Annotated in this window: 17 protein-coding genes; 1 reads left to right on the plus strand and 16 read right to left on the minus strand. The window is 66.1% G+C overall.

Annotated elements, in window-relative coordinates; genetic code table 11:
* Positions 1 to 10: 10 nt before the first annotated feature.
* From PMI15_RS23200 to PMI15_RS24175, 10 genes are all read right to left on the minus strand, one after another.
* Positions 11 to 1,618: a gamma-glutamyltransferase family protein gene (locus tag PMI15_RS23200; RefSeq protein WP_007874854.1), complete on the minus strand. Its 1,608-nt coding sequence runs from the start codon at positions 1,616 to 1,618 to the stop codon at positions 11 to 13.
* A 34-nt stretch (positions 1,619 to 1,652) separates the two neighbouring features.
* Positions 1,653 to 2,525: an ABC transporter permease gene (locus PMI15_RS23205; protein WP_007874856.1), complete on the minus strand. Its 873-nt coding sequence runs from the start codon at positions 2,523 to 2,525 to the stop codon at positions 1,653 to 1,655.
* 3 nt (positions 2,526 to 2,528) lie between these two features.
* Positions 2,529 to 3,470: an ABC transporter permease gene (locus tag PMI15_RS23210; RefSeq protein ID WP_007874858.1), complete on the minus strand. Its 942-nt coding sequence runs from the start codon at positions 3,468 to 3,470 to the stop codon at positions 2,529 to 2,531.
* A gap of 37 nt (positions 3,471 to 3,507) precedes the next feature.
* Positions 3,508 to 5,007 carry an ABC transporter substrate-binding protein gene (locus PMI15_RS23215; protein WP_051002043.1) on the minus strand — a complete coding sequence of 500 codons (1,500 nt, stop codon included), beginning with the start codon at positions 5,005 to 5,007 and terminating at the stop codon, positions 3,508 to 3,510.
* 98 nt (positions 5,008 to 5,105) lie between these two features.
* Positions 5,106 to 6,155 carry an ABC transporter ATP-binding protein gene (locus PMI15_RS23220; protein WP_007874861.1) on the minus strand — a complete coding sequence of 350 codons (1,050 nt, stop codon included), beginning with the start codon at positions 6,153 to 6,155 and terminating at the stop codon, positions 5,106 to 5,108.
* Complete coding sequence (locus tag PMI15_RS23225; protein ID WP_007874864.1) at positions 6,152 to 7,180, minus strand: ABC transporter ATP-binding protein; 1,029 nt, start codon at positions 7,178 to 7,180, stop codon at positions 6,152 to 6,154. The genes PMI15_RS23220 and PMI15_RS23225 overlap by 4 nt, the downstream gene beginning before the upstream one ends.
* Complete coding sequence (locus PMI15_RS23230; RefSeq protein ID WP_007874866.1) at positions 7,177 to 7,896, minus strand: DUF1028 domain-containing protein; 720 nt, start codon at positions 7,894 to 7,896, stop codon at positions 7,177 to 7,179. Before PMI15_RS23230 ends, PMI15_RS23225 begins: the two co-directional genes overlap by 4 nt.
* A 362-nt stretch (positions 7,897 to 8,258) precedes the next feature.
* Complete coding sequence (locus tag PMI15_RS23235; protein ID WP_007874867.1) at positions 8,259 to 9,218, minus strand: tripartite tricarboxylate transporter substrate binding protein; 960 nt, start codon at positions 9,216 to 9,218, stop codon at positions 8,259 to 8,261.
* A 50-nt stretch (positions 9,219 to 9,268) separates the two neighbouring features.
* Positions 9,269 to 10,489 (minus strand): acetylornithine deacetylase, encoded by a 1,221-nt coding sequence (argE, locus tag PMI15_RS23240; protein ID WP_007874868.1) that lies wholly within the window; start codon positions 10,487 to 10,489, stop codon positions 9,269 to 9,271.
* 196 nt (positions 10,490 to 10,685) lie between these two features.
* Positions 10,686 to 11,381: a hypothetical protein gene (locus PMI15_RS24175; protein WP_007874870.1), complete on the minus strand. Its 696-nt coding sequence runs from the start codon at positions 11,379 to 11,381 to the stop codon at positions 10,686 to 10,688.
* Between the two features lie 267 nt (positions 11,382 to 11,648).
* Between PMI15_RS24175 and PMI15_RS23250 the strand changes: the two genes are divergently transcribed.
* Complete coding sequence (locus PMI15_RS23250; RefSeq protein ID WP_007874873.1) at positions 11,649 to 12,158, plus strand: DUF1993 family protein; 510 nt, start codon at positions 11,649 to 11,651, stop codon at positions 12,156 to 12,158.
* Positions 12,159 to 12,204: 46 nt separating this feature from the next.
* Here the strand turns inward: PMI15_RS23250 and PMI15_RS23255 are convergent, their stop codons facing one another.
* From PMI15_RS23255 to petA, 6 genes are all read right to left on the minus strand, one after another.
* Positions 12,205 to 12,789 (minus strand): hypothetical protein, encoded by a 585-nt coding sequence (locus PMI15_RS23255; RefSeq protein ID WP_007874875.1) that lies wholly within the window; start codon positions 12,787 to 12,789, stop codon positions 12,205 to 12,207.
* Positions 12,790 to 13,131: 342 nt separating this feature from the next.
* Positions 13,132 to 14,187 (minus strand): bifunctional 2-polyprenyl-6-hydroxyphenol methylase/3-demethylubiquinol 3-O-methyltransferase UbiG, encoded by a 1,056-nt coding sequence (locus PMI15_RS23260; RefSeq protein WP_007874878.1) that lies wholly within the window; start codon positions 14,185 to 14,187, stop codon positions 13,132 to 13,134.
* 220 nt (positions 14,188 to 14,407) lie between these two features.
* Positions 14,408 to 14,863, minus strand: coding sequence for a DUF4864 domain-containing protein (locus PMI15_RS23265; protein ID WP_007874879.1), 456 nt, complete (start codon positions 14,861 to 14,863; stop codon positions 14,408 to 14,410).
* 123 nt (positions 14,864 to 14,986) lie between these two features.
* A complete protein-coding gene (locus PMI15_RS23270; protein WP_007874880.1) occupies positions 14,987 to 15,859 on the minus strand; it encodes a PhzF family phenazine biosynthesis protein in 873 nt (290 codons plus the stop codon).
* Between the two features lie 90 nt (positions 15,860 to 15,949).
* Complete coding sequence (locus PMI15_RS23275; protein WP_007874881.1) at positions 15,950 to 16,186, minus strand: hypothetical protein; 237 nt, start codon at positions 16,184 to 16,186, stop codon at positions 15,950 to 15,952.
* A gap of 96 nt (positions 16,187 to 16,282) precedes the next feature.
* Positions 16,283 to 16,891: a ubiquinol-cytochrome c reductase iron-sulfur subunit gene (gene petA, locus PMI15_RS23280; protein ID WP_007874882.1), complete on the minus strand. Its 609-nt coding sequence runs from the start codon at positions 16,889 to 16,891 to the stop codon at positions 16,283 to 16,285.
* Between the last annotated feature and the right edge of the window lie 83 nt (positions 16,892 to 16,974).

Raw genomic sequence — 16,974 nt, forward strand, 5'->3', positions numbered from 1 at the left:
CGCCGGGGCCTTACCAGGCCGCGATGGCGCCGTCCGCTCGCGGTTCAGTGCCGCCGCAAAGCACGCCGTCGGCATTGCGCCAGATGATCTGCCCGCGGCCGAAGCCCATGCGGTTGCCGGACCAGGCCACCTCATGGCCCAGGCCGGCGAGGCCGTGGAAAAGGTGCTCGGGCGTCGATCGCTCAATGCTCACGCGCTTGCCGTTTTCCCACTCCCAGCGCGGGGCGTCCAGCGAGGCCTGCGGGTTCAGGCCGAAGTCCACGGTGTTCATCACCATCTGCACATGGCCTTGCGGCTGCATGAAGCCGCCCATCACGCCGAAGGGGCCGACCGCCTTGCCGTCCCGGGTCAAAAAGCCGGGGATGATGGTGTGGTAGGGCCGCTTGCCCGGCGCCAGGCAATTGGGGTGTTTGGCATCCAGCGAAAAATTGTTGCCGCGATTGTGCAGCGCGATGCCGGTGCCCGGCACGACCATGCCTGAGCCGAAGCCCATGTAGTTGCTCTGGATCAGCGAGACCATATTGCCTTCGCCGTCGGCCGTGCTCAGGTAGACCGTGCCGCCGCGTGAGGGCTCGCCCGGCATGGGCTGCAGGGCGCGCGCGCCTATCAGTGCGCGGCGCTCGGCGGCGTAGGCGTCAGACAGCAGGTCGGCCACCGACACGCGCATATGCGCCGGGTCGGCGATGTGCGCCAGGCCGTCGGCAAAGGCCAGCTTCATGGCCTCGATCTGCAGGTGGTGGGTGCGCAGGCTGTCGCGCTCGCTGAAGTCAAAGCCCTTGAGGATGTTGAGCGCCATCAAGGCCACCAGGCCGTGGCCGTTGGGCGGGATCTCCCAGACGTCGTAGCCGCGGTAGTTGACGCTGATTGGCTCGCACCAGTCGACCTGGAAGGCTGCCAGGTCTTCCTGCGCCAGGTAACCGCCTGCCGACTGCACAAAGGCCGCGATGCGTTCGGCCAGCGGACCGCGGTAAAAGCTCCCGGCGGCGGTGTCGGCAATCGACTGCAGGGTGTCGGCATGCGCGGCGGAGCGCCAGAGTTCGCCCGGCTTCGGCGCGCGCTCGGGCGCGAAGGTGTCGAACCAGGATTTGAAATACGGCTCCTTGAATTTTTCACGGAACAGCGCCGTGGCCTGCTGCCAGGCGGCCGCCACCGTGGGCGATACCGGGAAGCCTTCGCGTGCCAGTTCAACGGCGCGCGCCATCGAAGTCTTGAGCGGCAGTTTGCCGAAGCGCTGCGCCAGCGCGGCCCAGGCGGCGGGCGTGCCCGGCACCGTCACGGGCAGCGGGCCGTACTTGGGCACTTCGGTCAATCCCTGGCTGGTCAGTTTGTCGAGTGTGATGGCGCGCGGCGCCGGGCCGCTGGCGTTGAGGCCGTGCAGCTTGCCGCCGTGCCAGACCAGCGCGAAGGCATCGCCGCCTATGCCGTTGGCGTTGGGCTCCACCACGGTGAGCGCGGCGGCCGTGGCGATCGCCGCGTCGATCGCGTTGCCGCCGGCCTGCAGCACCTGCAGGCCCGCCTGCGCGGCCAGCGGCTGCGAGGTGGCGACCATGCCCTTGTTGGCATACACCACGTTGCGGCGGGAGGCATAAGGGTAGTGGAGGGCGTCGAAAGTCGGCATGGCGAATAGGAGGGTGGGCGCCTTGCGGCGTGAATTATTTGTGCTTGGGGTCCAGCGCGTCGCGCAGTCCGTCACCCAGCAGGTTGAAGGACAGCACCAGCAAAAAGATGGAAAGACCGGGCCAGATCGCCATCCAGGGTGCATTGTCCACGTAATTCTTGGCGGTGTTAAGCATGCTGCCCCAGCTGGGTGCCGGCGGCTGCTGGCCCAGGCCCAGGAATGACAGGCTGGCCTCGGCGATGATGGCCGCGGCAATTGCGAGCGAGGCCTGCACGATCAGCGGTGGCAGCACATTGGGCAGGATGTGGCGCAGCGCGATGCGCCAGTGCGGGTTGCCCACGGCGCGCGCCGCTTCGACGAAGTCTTCCACCTTCATGGCCAGCACCTGGGCGCGCGTCAGGCGTATGAAGATGGGCGTGGCCGACACGCCGATGGCGATCATCGCATTGCTCAGGCTGGGGCCCAGGAAGGCGGCCAGCGCGATGGCCAGGATCAAAAAGGGCACGGCCAGCATGGCGTCGGTAAAGCGCGAGATCAGGCTGTCCGTCCAGCCGCCGACGTAAGCCGCCAGAAGGCCGACCGGCACGCCCAGCGCCATGGAAATGCAGACCGACACCAGGCCCGCCAGCAGCGAGGCGCGCGCCCCCCACACCACGCGCGAGAGCACGTCGCGGCCGATTTCGTCGGTGCCGAACAGGTATTGCATGCTGGGCGGCTTGCGCACCGCGCTCCAGCTCGTGGCGATGGGGTCGTAGGGCGCGATCCAAGGGGCGAACAGCGCCAGCACCACAAAAATCACCACGATCGCCAGGCCCAGCATGGCGCCGCGGCGCCGCATCAGGCGGCGCAGCGCGCGGCGTGCCGGCGTGGCCTCGCGCGGAACGACAACGGGAAGGACTGCGCTCATGCCTCAGCCTCTCAGCCGCGGGTTGACCACGAAGTAGGCCAGGTCGGCCAGCAGGTTCAGCAGGATGTAGACGCTGGAGGTGAACAGCACCACGCCCTGCACGACCGCATAGTCGCGGTTGAAAACGGCGTCCACGATCAGCTTGCCGAAACCGGGAATCGAAAACACCTGCTCGGTCAGCACCGCGCCCGACAGCAGCGTGCCGAACTCGAGCGCGCCCAGCGTGATGATGGGCGTGAGGGCGTTGCGCAGTGCGTGCTTGAGCACCACGCGGCGCTCGTTCAAGCCCTTGGCGCGCGCGGTGCGCACATAGTCGGCATTGAGCACCTGCAGCATGGCGCTGCGCGTGTGGCGCATCAGTACGGCCGCAATCGCGTTGCCCAGCACAAAGGCCGGCATGATCATGGCCGCCAGGTTGGCCTTGAGGTCCTCAAAGGGGCTGACATAGCCCGAGGCCGGCAGCCAACCCAGCTGCACCGAAAACACCAGGATCATCAGGATGCCCAGCCAGAAGTTGGGCGTGGACAGGCCCCACAGCGCAATCACATTGGCCAGGTAGTCCCAGGCCGAGTCCTTGCCCACGGCCGAGACAATGCCGGCCGGAATACCGATCAGCAACGCGATGACCATGGCCATGGCCGCCAGCTGCAGCGTGACCGGCAGCTTTTCCTTGATCAGGTCCAGCACCGGCTGCTGGATGCGCATCGATTCGCCGAGGTCGCCATGGAACACGCCGGAAATCCAGTAGGCGTAGCGCATCGGCAGCGGCTCGTCGAGGTGCATCTTCTTTTGCAGGTAAGCGATGACCTCGGGGTCCTGGTTTTCGCCGGCCAGGACCGACGCGGCATCACCAGGCAGCAGTTGCTGCAGCCCGAAGATGATGACGGTGACGAAGAACACCGTCGGGATGATCGCGGCAAGCCGCTTGAGAAAGTACTGGAGCATGAAAGGTGATGGCTGCCTGCTTTATCTCGTCACGTCTTTACATCTTCAGGCCCTGGGGACGCACCAGGCCGTCAGGCACGGTGCGCATGCCCGTGATCTTCTTGTTATAGGCCCACAGCCAGTTGCGGTGGAACAGGTAAATAACGGGCTTTACCTTCTCGGCTTCGGCGGCCAGGGTCGCGAAAACCTTGATACGGCCGGCGGTGTCCAGCGTGTTGCGAGAGCGGTTCAGCAACTCGTCCCATTGCGGCCGGCATTCGCCGCTGTAGTTCAGCGGCTGCTTGCAGCCGTAAAAGCTGAACAGGTTGCCGTCCGGGTCGGCGCGGCCGCTCCAGGCCAATACATAGGCGTCGAACTGGCCTTTGTCGGCCAGGTTCAGCGAGGTCGCGAATTCGGTGGACTGTATCTTCACGTCGAAGCCGGCCTCCTTGGCCATGGCTTGCACCACCTGGGCCACGCGCTGGGCATCCGAAGTGGTGGGTGTCATCAGCGTGAAGCTGGGGTTGGGCACACCCGCTTCTTTCAGCAGCTGTTTGGCGCGCGCGATGTCGCGCTTGGGAATGGGCACGTTCTTGGCGTAGAAGCTGTTGGCGGGCGGAACCCACTGGTTGCCCGGCGTGGCCTCGCCGTCCATTGCGACCTGCACGATGCCGGCGCGGTCCAGCGAGAGTTCAAAGGCTTCGCGCACGCGCGGGTCGCGGCCCAGCGGGTTTTTCTGGGCCTGGTCGCTCTTGCCGGTGTTGATGGTGATGCCCTGGTAGCCCAGCTCGGTGATGCGCGAGAAGGCGAGTTTTTTGTCGGCTTTGATGGAGGCGATGTCGGACGGCGCCACGCGTTCGATGAAGTCGAGCTGGCCGGAGCGCAGGTTGGCCAGACGCACGGTGGCGTCCACGATGGGCTGGAACACGACCTTGTCGAAGTGGATGTTGGCCTTGTCCCAGTAGCCGGCATAGCGCTCCAGGACGATGCGGTCCTGCGCCACGCGCTCGCTGAACTTGAACGGGCCCGAGCACACCGGCTTGGTGCCGAAGTTGGTGGGCGCGGCCTGCGCCGCCTTGGGCGAGACCATCATGCCGGCGCGGTCCGCCAGCACGCTGAGCAGCGGCGAGAAGGACGCGCTCAGGTTGATCTTCACGGTCAGGTCGTCGACCACGTCCACCGTGGTCACGGGCGCGAGTTCGCCGCGGCGATTCGAGCCCGCGAGGTTTTTGTGGCGGTCTATGTTGAACTTCACGGCGGCGGCGTCGAACTTCTCACCGTCATGGAAGGTCACGCCGCTGCGCAGCTTCATGGTGAGGGCCTTGTTGTCGGCCGACCACTGGTAGGAGGTGGCCAGTTGCGGCACGATGTTGAGCTTTTCATCGATGTCGACCAGCTTGTCGCACAGCGAGGAAAACACAATGCGGCTCACGAAGCTGCGCGCCAGTGTCGGGTCCAGCACGTCCGGGTCTTCGGCCAGGCCTATGCGCAGGGTCTGGGCCTGCGCCACGCAGGCGGTGGCGGCCAGCGCCAGGGCCAGCAGGATCTTCTTGCTCATGGTTCTTCCTTCACGGTTGTCGGTTGCGATGATGGTTTGCTTGGACGGCTGCCTGGTGCCGGGGACGGTTGAATCAAGGGTGAACATCATGGTCTCCATCAGGCCGCTTGCGCATGAAAAGCCGCCTGGAGCCGGAGCAGCCTCTCGTTCACGACGGCGCCGCCCGTGATGCCGGCCGGCGCCTTGATCTCTTCCCAGAAATGGCAGGCCACGGCGTGGCCGCCTTGCGAGCGCAGCACGGGCACTTCCTCGGCGCAGCGCTCGCGCGCGTGGGGGCAGCGCGTCCTGAAGCGGCAGCCCGAAGGCGGGGTGATGGGGTTGGGCACGTCGCCCTGCAGCAGCGTGCGCTCGCGCTTGAGGCCGGGTTCTGGCACGGGAATCGCCGACAGCAGGGCTTGTGTATACGGATGGCGGGGGTGCGCGAACAGGCTTTGCTTGTCGGCGTATTCGACGATCTGCCCGAGGTACATCACGGCCACGTGCGAGGCGATGTGCTTGACCACCGCGAGGTCGTGCGCGATGAAGACATAGGCCAGGCCCAGGCGCCGCTGCAGATCCTGCAGCAGGTTGACGACCTGCGCCTGGATGGACACGTCCAGCGCCGACACGGCTTCATCGCAGACGATGAGCCGCGGCTCGACCGCCAGCGCGCGCGCGATGCCGATGCGCTGGCGCTGCCCGCCCGAAAACTCATGGGGGTAGCGCTGCAGGTATTGCGGCGCCAGGCCCACGAGGTCCAGCAGCTCGGCGGCACGTTCGCGGTGCCGGCCGCGCGCCAGGCCGTGCAGGGCCAGCGGCTCGGTCAGGGCCTGCTCCACCGTCATGCGCGGGTTCAGCGAGGAGTACGGGTCCTGGAAAATCATCTGCAGCTCGCGGCGCTTGGCGCGCAGGCGGCCGGCCGGCAGTGCCATCAGGTCCTCGCCGTCAAACCAGACCTGGCCCGAGGTCGCGTCCAGCAGCCGCAGCACAAGGCGGCCCACGGTGGATTTGCCGCAGCCTGACTCGCCGACCAGCGCCATGGTCTCGCCGGCATTGAGTTCAAAGTTGAGCCCGTCGACCGCGTGTACGACCGCCTTGGAGCGGCTGAACAGGTGCGGGCGCACCGGGAAATGTTTGACCAGGTTTTCGACTTTCAGCAGCGTGCTCACGGCATCACCTCGCTGGCCGCTATTGCGGCCGTGTGCCTTGTTGCCATGCCGGCCTCCAGCGGCGCGCGCCAGCAGGCCGCTTCATGGCCGCCGCCCATGTCCATCAGCGGCGGCACTTCCTGCCGGCATTTATCGACGGCAAACGGGCAGCGCGGCGCGAAGCGGCAGCCGTCCATGCGTGTCATGGGTGTGGGCACCTGGCCTTCGATGGCGTTGAGCCGCTCCTGTGCCAGATGCAGCTTGGGGATGGAGCCCAGCAGCCCTATGGTGTAAGGGTGCTGCGGCTCGGCGAACAGCCGGGCCACGGGCGCGCGCTCCACGATCCTGCCGGAATACATCACGGCGACGTCGTCGGCCAATTCGGCGATCACGCCCAGGTCGTGGGTGATCAGGATGATGGCGGTGCCGGTTTCCTCGCGCAGGGTGCGCATCAGGTCCAGCACCTGGGCCTGGATGGTGACGTCCAGCGCGGTGGTCGGTTCGTCGGCGATCAGCAATTGCGGCTCGCAGGCCAGCGCCATGGCGATCATCACGCGCTGGCGCATGCCGCCCGAGAGCTTGTGCGGGTATTCGTCGATGCGCTGCTCGGGCGAGGGAATGCGAACGCGGCGCAGCATGTCGATGGCGTGCGTCCTGGCCTCAGCCGCGCTGATGTCGCGGTGGCAGCGGATCCCTTCGATGAGCTGGTCGCCTATGGTGAAGGCCGGGTTCAGCGAGGTCATGGGCTCCTGGAAGATCATGGCCATGCGGTTGCCGCGCAGCGCGCGCATGGCGTCCGGGCCCAGCGTCGCCAGGTCCGTGCCTTCAAAGCGGATGGAGCCGGCCGAGACGCGGCCCTGGCCCTTGGGCAGCAGGCCCATGATGGACAGCGAGGTCACGCTTTTGCCGCAGCCCGATTCGCCGACGATGCCCAGTGTGCGGCCCGAATCCACCGAAAAGCTGATGCCGTCCACGGCGGCGAATTCACCGCCGCCCTCGAGCTTGAAGCTGGTGCGCAGGCCGCTCACTTCCAGCAAAGCCGTCATTCGGCGGCTCCGCTGCGCAGCGCGTGAAAGCGCGTGATCTCGGCCTCGATCACCGCGCGGTCGGTGACGCCGGCCGGGCTGCGCCGCGAGGGCAGGCAGGTGCTGAAGGGTTGGTAGCGCTCCAGGCTTTTGTCGTAAAGGCGGCGCAGTTCCTGAAGGGGCTCGGCGTGGTCGTCCACGCGTATGTCCAGCGCGCAGTAGTCTTCGGTGGTGAAGACCAGCAGGGCCGCGGCCTGCTTGCCGCGCTTGTCGCCACCCGCGGCTTCACCGGCGGCGAGCGCGGCGATCAGGCGTTCGGCAAACGGCAGCTCGGCATTGGCCTCATAGGCCAGGGCGGTGGCTTCAATCACCTGCGGCCCGGCCAGCATGTTGCCGGCGACCGAATAGCCAGCGCCCGCCCTGTGGCCGCACCAGTCTATGCAGGCGCTGCCGGTGTAGCCGGCGGCCTGGCCGTTTGCCCCTATCAGGTGCAACTGGCGGTGGTCACGGCCTTCGTCGGCCGAGGTCAGGCGCTTGATGATGTAGTCGGGAGACTGGCCGAAGGCCAGGCCGTCCAGCGCCGGCGCGGCATACAGGGGGTTGACCAGTGCCTGTGTGGCCAACGCGCCCACGCCGCTGCGCGCGTGCGGGCACAGCGCGCCCACGGCAAAAAATTTGCTGGCAACCGCCACGCCAAACGCGCCCGATGAATCGCGCGCGATGAGGGACCAGGTCATGTATTCAGAACTTTCGTCAGCAGCTGCGCCCTTGGTGAGGCGTCTGGCGTGCTCCCCGAACAAAAGCCGCATTCATGCGACTTCTATCTTGCAATAGATGACGCATGAATCATGCCATGCGCAAGCAGGTCCCTGTCTCCGCGGAGCTGCCGGCCAAGCGCAGTCTATTCCATCCTGGCCTTGCGCGTTTGCCCGGCCGCCACGGGGTTAACCCGCGGCGGTTTTCGGCGTGGCTCTGGCTTGTTGAGCCCGCGGACCAGCAGCCCGGTCGCGCCTTCGATGCGCTGCAGTTTTTGCGCAGGTGTTGTGCCTTCGCGCGTGATGCGGATGTTGACGCGGGTCGGGTGCAGACCTGCCGCTACTTATTCGATTTTGGCGCCCGAAGCCTTCACGACTTCGGCCATGCGCTTGTAGTCGTTCGCCAGCAGCTTCGCGAAGTCGGCATTGCTCATGGCCAGCGGTTCAATGCCCTGCTTGTCCAGGCGCTCGAGCACCACCGGGTCTTTGAGGACCTTGGCCATGGCCGCGTTGACGCGGTTGATCTCGGCCGCCGGTGTGGCGGCGGGGCCCAGCAGGCCGAACCAGGAATCGAACTGGTAGCCAGGCAGGCCGCTTTCGGCGATGGTGGGCACGTCCGGCAGGTACTTGGAACGCTTGGGCGAGGTGACACCGATCAGGCGTATGCGGCTGTCCTTGGCGAAGGCGAGCGCGCCGATGCTGGCGGCGATCACGGCCTGCGCGCGGCCCGAGATCACTTCATTGATCGCCTCGCCCGTCGCCTTGAGCGGCACGTGCACCACATCGATGCCGGCAAGGCCGTTGAAGTAGGCCATGGAAAGGTGGGTGGCGCTGCCCACGCCGGCGGTGGCGTAGTTGAGCTTGCCGGGGTTGGCCTTGGCGTAGCGGATGTATTCGGCGGCGGTCCTGGCCGGCACGTCCGGGTGGATCATCAGCACGTAGTCGGCCGTGCCGATGTGCGCCATGGGGGCGAAGTCTTTTTGCGGGTCGTAGCTGAGCTTGGTGTAGAGCGAGCCTGCGATGTTGTGGCTGGCCGCGCCCAGCACCATGGTGCCGCTGTCGGGCGCCGATTTGGCGACGTAGCCCGTGCCCACGGTGCCGCCCGCGCCGGGGCGGTTCTCGATGATGACGGTCTGGCCCAACGCAGCGCCGAGTTCGGTGGACATGGCGCGCGCCAGCAGGTCTTGCACGCCGCCCGCCGCGAAAGGCACCACGATGCGCGTGATCTTGTTGTTGGACTGGGCGAAGCTGCTGCCTGCGGCCAGGGCCAGGCCGCTGCCCAGGAAATTTCGGCGTTGCATCATGGAGTGTTTTCTTTCGGCGGGTAGTGGTTGTTGTTGCTGTCCGGATTTTTTCAGTTCACGCAGATCTCGTCGGCCAGGCGGCGCATAAAGCGTTCGCACCAGGCGAGCTGGTCCAGCGTGACCCATTCGTTGGGCTGGTGCGCTTGCGCGATGTGGCCGGGGCCGCACACGATGGTCGGCACACCGGCCTGGTGGAACAATGCAGCTTCCGTGCCAAAGGACACCTTACCGGCGCCTGATGCCGCATCCACGTCCGCGCATTTGAAGCACAGCTGGGCGATCTCGCTGCCGGCGTCGGTCGCGAAACCGGGCAGCACCGAGTTGAGCTTGTGGCTGATGCCGGTGTCGGCGGCCACGGCCTGCATGGCCGGCACCAGGCTGTCCGCGAAGGCCTTGGCCTCGTTGAACAGCTCGATCGGCGAATTCATGTGGTGGTGGCGGATCTCCCAGGTCACGTCGCAGTCGCGCGGGATGATGTTGAGCGCGGTGCCGCCGGCGATCACGCCGGTGTGTATGGTGGTGTGCGGCACATCGTAGACGGGGTCGAACGGACCCTCGGCCACCAGGCGGCGGTGCATGGACTTGAGGTGGGCGACGAACTCGCAGGCGATCTCCACCGCGTTGACGCCCAGCGGCGTCAGCGAGGAGTGGGCCTCGAAGCCGCGCACCGAGGTTTTGTAGGCATGCTTGCCCTTGTGCGCGATCACCACCTGCATGCCGGTGGGCTCGCCGACGATGCAGCCGGCGGGTTTGTAGCCCTGCTCCACCATGTCGGCGATCAGGCGGCGCACGCCTATGCAGCCGACTTCCTCGTCGTAGCTGAAGGCCAGGTGCACCGGGCGCTTGAGTTTGCGCTTGAGCAGCTCGGGCACCATCATGAGGGCGGTTGCGCCGTAGCTCTTCATGTCGGTCACCCCGCGGCCGTAGAGTTTGTCGCCTAGGACCTGCGCGGTGAAGGGGTCGGTGTCCCAGGGCTGGCCGTCCACCGGCACCACGTCGGTGTGGCCCGAGAGCACCAGGCCGCCTGTTTTGGTTTCGCCGTTTTCCGCGGGCAGGGTGGCCCAGAGGTTGGCCTTCTTGCCGCTGTCGTCATAGGTGCGGCGGCATTCAATGCCCAGGGCTTCGAGCCGCGCCTGCGTCCAGTCCAGCAGGGGCAGGTTGCTGTCGCGCGAGACGGAGGCAAAGGACACCCATTTTTCAATCAGCGGCAGGGCGGCGAGGTCGGCGGCCTGGATGGACTGGCGGGTGGAGCTGGGGAGGGGGGCGTTCATGGCAAGACCTTTAAAAGGACGGGCGGGGCGGCGGAAAATTGTATGACAGCATACTATTTTGCGGCGGGCCGCGCGCAGGTGCCGTCCCACCGGTGGCGTTCGCCGTTCGGAATAAAAAAAGCCGCCGGAATGCGAGGACTCCGGCGGCGTTGGGTGCCCGCATGGATGCGGGATGGGTCAAGGAATTGCGGTGGCGCTATTTTTTCCCGCCGCCACCACCACCGCCTCCATTGCCGCCACCGTTTCCACCCGCATTGCCGCCGCCATTACCGGCACCATTGCCATTGCCTTTTCCGCCGCCATGGCCCGAGTCCTTGCCGGCGCCCAGCCCCTTGCCCGCGATGTCGGCTTTGGCGACGGTGTCTGTTTTGGCATGGTCGGTTTTTTTGCCGCTCTTGTCGGTGTGTGAAGCGCTGACGACCGAGCCCAGCGTCACGCCCATGCCTTTGGCGATCTGCCCCCAGCCCAGGCCCTGGCTTCGTTGGCCCAGCACGCCGCCCAGCGCAGCCGAGAGCTGCCCCGGCGTCGGGTTACTGATGCCTTGCTGGGCCAGCGAGGTTTTGGTGAGCGAGAGGGCGATGTTGATGTTGCCGTAGCCCATCTTGCCCGTCGCGGGCGAAAGGCTGGCGGAAGGCGCCGTCGCGTTGGGCCCGGTCAGGCTGGGCCCCAGCGTAATGGGGGTGCTGGTGCGAAGACCGTCGACCAGGGCGCGGGCATTTTCCGGAGAGCCGGCAAAGGCGCTGTAATTGGCCGCGAGCCGGGCGCCTTCGGGATTGCCGGCGGCAGCGCTTGTCGCGCCGGCCGTGGCGGTTTGTGCCTGGAGCAGGCCGCCGCACAGCAGCGCGGCACTGCCGGCCGCCACGGCGATAAGGGTTTTGGGGAGGGTGAACATGGTGGGTACCTCACGCTGAGAACGCCGGCCGCGGGGTGCGGCCTTGGCTTTTTGATGTTAGGCCTTCCCGCATGCGCGCAATGCGTATTGCGGTGGCGTCCTACGCGGTCATCAGCATAAAAGGGAAGGGCTGCGCCTAAATGTAAGAGTAGGCGCAAAACGTTGGGTGGAATTTGCGGGCGGGCCGCCGCCCGTCACCGAAGCCGGCGAGAATGCGTCTCGCGGCATCGCGCCGCCACTCTTTATTCCTCACAGAAAGCATTCCCCATGACCAGCACCATGTACACCACCTCCATTCCCGTCTTCAAGCAGATGCTGGGCGGCCTGAAGGGCGTCCTGGCCAAGGCCGAGGCCCATGCGGCCGCCAAGAACATAGATCCCAATGCGCTGCTGCAGGCGCGCCTTTATCCGGACATGTTTCCCCTGCTGCGCCAGGTGCAGGTGGCCAGCGACTTCGCCAAGAGCGTGTCGGCCCGGCTGGCCGGCGTTGAAGTGCCCAAGATCGAAGACAAGGAGACCACGTTTGCCGAGCTGCAGGCGCGCATAGACACCATACTGGCCTTCATCGAGGGGCTGGGTGCGGCGAAGTTCGATGACGCCGCCGTGCGCGAGATCGTCACGCAGGCCGGCACGCCCAAGGAAAAACGCTTCACGGGCCAGTCCTACCTGCTCAACTATGGCCTGCCGCACTTTTTCTTCCACACCACCACGGCCTACGCCATCCTGCGCCACAACGGCGTGGAGGTGGGCAAGAAGGATTACATCGGCAGCTACTGAGCCCTGAGGAGTCCTGAGCCGCCGGCCGCCCGGCCGTCGCGGCGCATCAGTGCTTGTGCAGGTTCTGCGGTTGCGTCTTGTCGTAGGTGCCGGCGGGATAGGCCGCGTCCGCACCGCGCACCAGCATGTCGGCATCGCGGATCGCGAAGATGTGCGCGATGTCCTGCTTGATATCGCCGCCCGCCGCCAGCGGGTGCGCCGTGGGGCTTTCCCACACATGGCGGTCGGGCAGCGAGGTGTAGGGGCAGCTGTCGCCGCAGTCTATTTGCCACGAAATCCCGTACAGCCACTGGTCGGCATGCGGCTCGAAGCGGGTGATGTCCACCATCAGGGATTTCTGGAAGGCCAGCGCGTAGGTCAGCAGGCGTATGTCCCAGTGCTTGATGATGATGCGCAGGTACATGCCCTCGCCGCGGCTGCGGCTGGACACCAGCAGCATCTGGCAGTCCAGCCATCCGGCCGGAATGCCGTGCCGGCGCATGGAGTCGTGCAGCAAGACCTGGATCAGCTGTCGGCGCAGGGCATTGGCGGAGCCGTCCTCAATCGTGGACGGGCCCTCATGCGGGGGCCGGGTGCTGGTCGGGGCGGGCTGTGCGTGGCCGTTCAGGCCGAATAGGCGCCTTAGATTCATGTTGGTTCCCCTCGTCCCCGCGTAGGCCGAAATCAATGTGTTGTTCCATTTATCCGCGGGATATGGTAAATGTTACAAAGTGTTTTGTATGCTCCTCTTCTGGCTCGGACAAGTCAAGCGAGCGGTTTCTGAAAAGCGGAACTTTTTCATGAAATAGAACTGAAATAGCATCTATTTTTGTGGCTTTAAGAATGAAAAAGGATTCAAGTAGCCTGAGGATGATCTGATGGCTTTAAATGTAAATAGTTGTAATGAAAATTGTAAAAACACAGCTTCCAGCCGCAGCACGCCGCACGAGGCTGGCTGGCGGTGCGCGGGCTGTTGTTCGCCGCTCAAGCTGGCTTAGGCCCGCACAAAGTACACAAAGGTGGTGCGCGGAAAAATATGCCGGTACACCGGCCTGGCAATCGCCCGTGCCAGGTTTTTGGGCTGCAGCAGCCCCGAGGCGCTGTTGTACAGCCGGTAAAGGCTAGGCTGTAGCGGCTTGAGGCCAAACTCTTTTCCGAAGGCGACCAGCGAGTCGTGGCTGAAGGCGTTGATGTGCTCCAGCGGGGCAATCGGCATCTGGTCGTCGGCCGATAGCGCTCCGAAATTTTTTCCCTGGCCGATTTTTTTCAGTACGGCGGCCGCATTGGGCACGCTGATCTTGATGACGCCGTCGCCCGACAGCGCGTCGCGCAGTTTTCCGAGCACCTGCCGGGGTTCGGTCAGGTGTTCAAAGACCTGCTCGGTGTTGATGAAGCGAAAGCGCCGGGGCGGCAGGTCGTCCAGGCCGACGACGCGCAGGCCCACGGACCTCCCATACTCGGCGCGCTCCTCGGAAAGCTCCACGCCCCACACATTGCAGCCGAAACCCATGGCCATCTTGGACCAGTGCGCCCAGCCAAAGCCGAAATCCAGCGCATCCAGCCCGCCCGGCGGCAGGCCGAAGTACTGGATGATGAACTGCACCTGTTCGGCGAGGTAGCGGTATTCGTCCAGGCTGTAGTTGCGGTGTTCGCGCTCCAGCTCGGTGCCCGGGACCCAGTCGTTGTAGATCTCGCCCAGCAAGGCGTCGTCGGGCACCTGCTGCTGGAAGACCATGCCGCAGTTCTCGCAGCGGGCCAGGACATAGACGCCTGCTTCGGCTGTCCTGGACGCGTGGCCTTCATAGTGCCTTGCCAGATAGGCCTGCATGCCGGGGCCGGTGTACGGCTCCTGGTAGACCACGGCTAACGAGCTTGAAAGGCAGGCGGGGCAGCAGGTCCTGGTCTTCAGGGACGATTCGCGCGGCGCCGTGGCGCCCTCAAACGCGCGCGCCTGGCGCGGCGTCGGCAGGTCTTGCCTGCGGGGTGGGGAGGCCGGTTCAACCGGCAGGCGCGGGAATTCCAGCGATGGGCTGGCAGGCATCATGTTCATGGGGGGCTTCCGAAGCGCCGCAACGCAGCAGTAGCAGCCACCTTAGCCCCTGGCGGCGCGCGCGCGGTAACCTGCTGTAATCCATGTATCGGCTTCCTGCCTTGAAGCCGCCGCCTGTGGCGACGGCTTTTTGTGCGCGCGGCGCCTGCTGCAAGGCCTTGCCGCTGCTCTCCCCCGCAGGGGGAAGCGTCGCCCGGGCGGCGGCCCGTGCTTCAATGCTTCAGGCCATGCGGCCCCTGTTTTCGACCACCACGCAGCCCGTGATGCGCCACGCTTTGTTGCTTTGCCGTTCCAGGCTGTAAACCGCAAGCCACGAAACGCCGCTGCTGTCGGCCATCTGCACGCGCTGGACCGCCTGGTCGTCCTTGCCGTCGGGTTTGAGGAAGGCGACCGATGCCGGACGGTACACCACCGGGTAATCGCGGCGCACCATGGCCATGAAGGCCTGGGCCGTTCCCAGGGTTTTGCGGACATTGGGCGCGGCAAACGAAAACGCCTTGGCCGCGTCATCCCTGGCGAAGGCCGCAAGCTGCCCCTCCACGGCGGCGCGCACGCCTTTCTCGTCGGCGGGCGCCAGCGGGTCCGCATGGGCCGCGCCGCATAGCAGCATGGCCGCCGCGAAAGCGGCCAGCAGGCGGCGCCATTGCGCCAGGGCCGGGTGTGAATGCGTCTTCATGCTTGCCTCCTCTTTTGCCGCCGGTGCGTGCGGCTGACATGCCAAAAGCCTATGCCTTGCCGGATCATGCCGCAAGCCGCCCCGTAGCAGGTACGCGGCCGGCGCCGCCGTGGATGCGCGGCACTAAACCAGTTCGCCGCGCGCCAGCACCACGACGCCGCCGCTGACCATGATGTCGCCGGCCGCATCGGCCTGCACCGTGATCTTGCTGGGGCGCCCGACAAAGCGCCCCTGCTTCAGGGTGATGAGCTCGCCGGCGGCGGCCGCGCCGTGCTGCATCAAATAGGCGCCCACAGGGCCGGCCGCGCTGCCGGTCGCGATGTCTTCCACCAGCCCGGCGTTGTCCCAGGTGCGGCCTTCGCGTGCCGCGACATCGAACACGTAGGCGAACTTGGCGCCCACCGTGGCCAGCAGCGCCTCGAAGGCCGGGTGCACGACGCGCGCGCGGTCCAGGCCGCCCGCCGCGGGCACCAGCAGGTAGGGCAGGCCTGTCGACACCACCTGCAGCGGAAAGCGGATGTCCAACTGGGAGGCGTCGAGGTTGAGCGCCGCCAGAAAGGCCTGGCTTTCGGCGCGGCCCAGCGGCGGCAGCAGCGTGGCCTTGCCCTGGTTCATGCGGGCATCGTAAGTGGCGGCCGTGCCTTCCAGCCGCGTGGTGGACAGCGCGACCGCGCGCGTGCCCAGCATCAGGGTCCAGTCGGCGGACGCTTGCCCGGCGGCATGCAGGTGGTGCAGCAGGCCGGCCGCGCCCAGCATGGGATGGCCCGCGAAATCGAGCTCTTCCTCCATGGTGAAGATGCGCGCCTCAAAGCGGCGGCCGGGGCCGGCGGGTGTGAGGAAGATGCTTTCGAACTGCCGCATCTCCACGGCCAGGCGCTGCATCGCGCGCGCCGGCAACGGGCTCTCGGGCAGGAAGACCGACAGGCCGTTGCCGGCCAGCGCTTCATGGGTGAATACATCGACCTGGTAGTAGCCCAGGCCCGTCAAGGAAGTCATGCTGTTTTCTCCTGGCGGCCGCGCATGATGGCGGCCGGCAGGGGAATTATCGCGGGGCGCCCGCGTGGCGTGCCCTGGACCGTGAGCAGCTTAGATGCCGAGAATCTTCTTGGCGCTGCCCAGCGCCTTCATCGAGTCGTCGTGCTTGCCTTCCTTGTGGAATTTTTCGCCGTCGGCGCGCAGCTCCTTGACCTTGCTCATGTCGGCGGGCGACAGCTTGGGGTTGGTCGTCAGCTTGGCGTCTATAGCCTTCATCTCGTTGGGACAGTTGTGGGCCAAAGCCAGGGAGGATGTGGCAAGCGCCACGGCGGCAATGATGAGCTTCATGGGAATCTCCACCTGCGTCAGAAAATGCTGACGGGAAATACTAGCAAGCCGCGGGACGGCTCACAAGGGCGCTTGCCCGTAGGGCCGGCTGGCCGGCTAGCCGATCTGCAGCTGGGAATCGCCGATGAACTGGTAGGGCGGAATCTCCAGGTTGGTCGGTGCCGGCACGTTTTTCACCACGCGGCCGGCCAGGTCGAAGCGGGAGCCGTGGCAGGGGCAAAAAAATCCGCCGGGCGCGTGCAGCTCGGCATTGAGCGCGCCGTCATCCAGGCGCAGGCTTGGTGAGCAGCCCAGGTGGGTGCACACCCCCACCGCCACCAGAATCTCCGGGCGCTCGGAACGGGTCGCGTTGGCGCAGGATTTGGGTTGCTCGGAGCGTTTGGACTGCGGATCCGCCAATGCCGGGTTGGGCTGCTGCAGCGCGCGCACCATTTCATCGCTGCGGCGCATCAGCCAGACGGGCTTTCCGCGCCAGGCCACCGTGCGCAGCTCGCCCGTCGCCAGCGTGGAAATATCCGCGAGCACCGGTCCGCCCTCGGCACGCGCCGCCTCGGAGGGGGCCAGGCTGGCGGCAAAAGGATATGCGGCGGCCAGCAGGCCGGCGCCGGCGGCGATGCCGGTCGCGGCCACCAGCAGGCTTCGCCGGTCGGCGTCCTGCAGGGTCCCTTCGTCAATCGCGTGAACCAGTTCGGTGAGGGTCAGCATGGTTTGGCTTTTTCAGGGCGGCAAGTGAATGCACTGTTTCATGTTGTCGTCACACCGTAGCAGGCTTCAGTCGCCAGGTGTTC

It is taken from the genome of Polaromonas sp. CF318 (assembly GCF_000282655.1).
Lineage (GTDB): Bacteria > Pseudomonadota > Gammaproteobacteria > Burkholderiales > Burkholderiaceae_C > Polaromonas.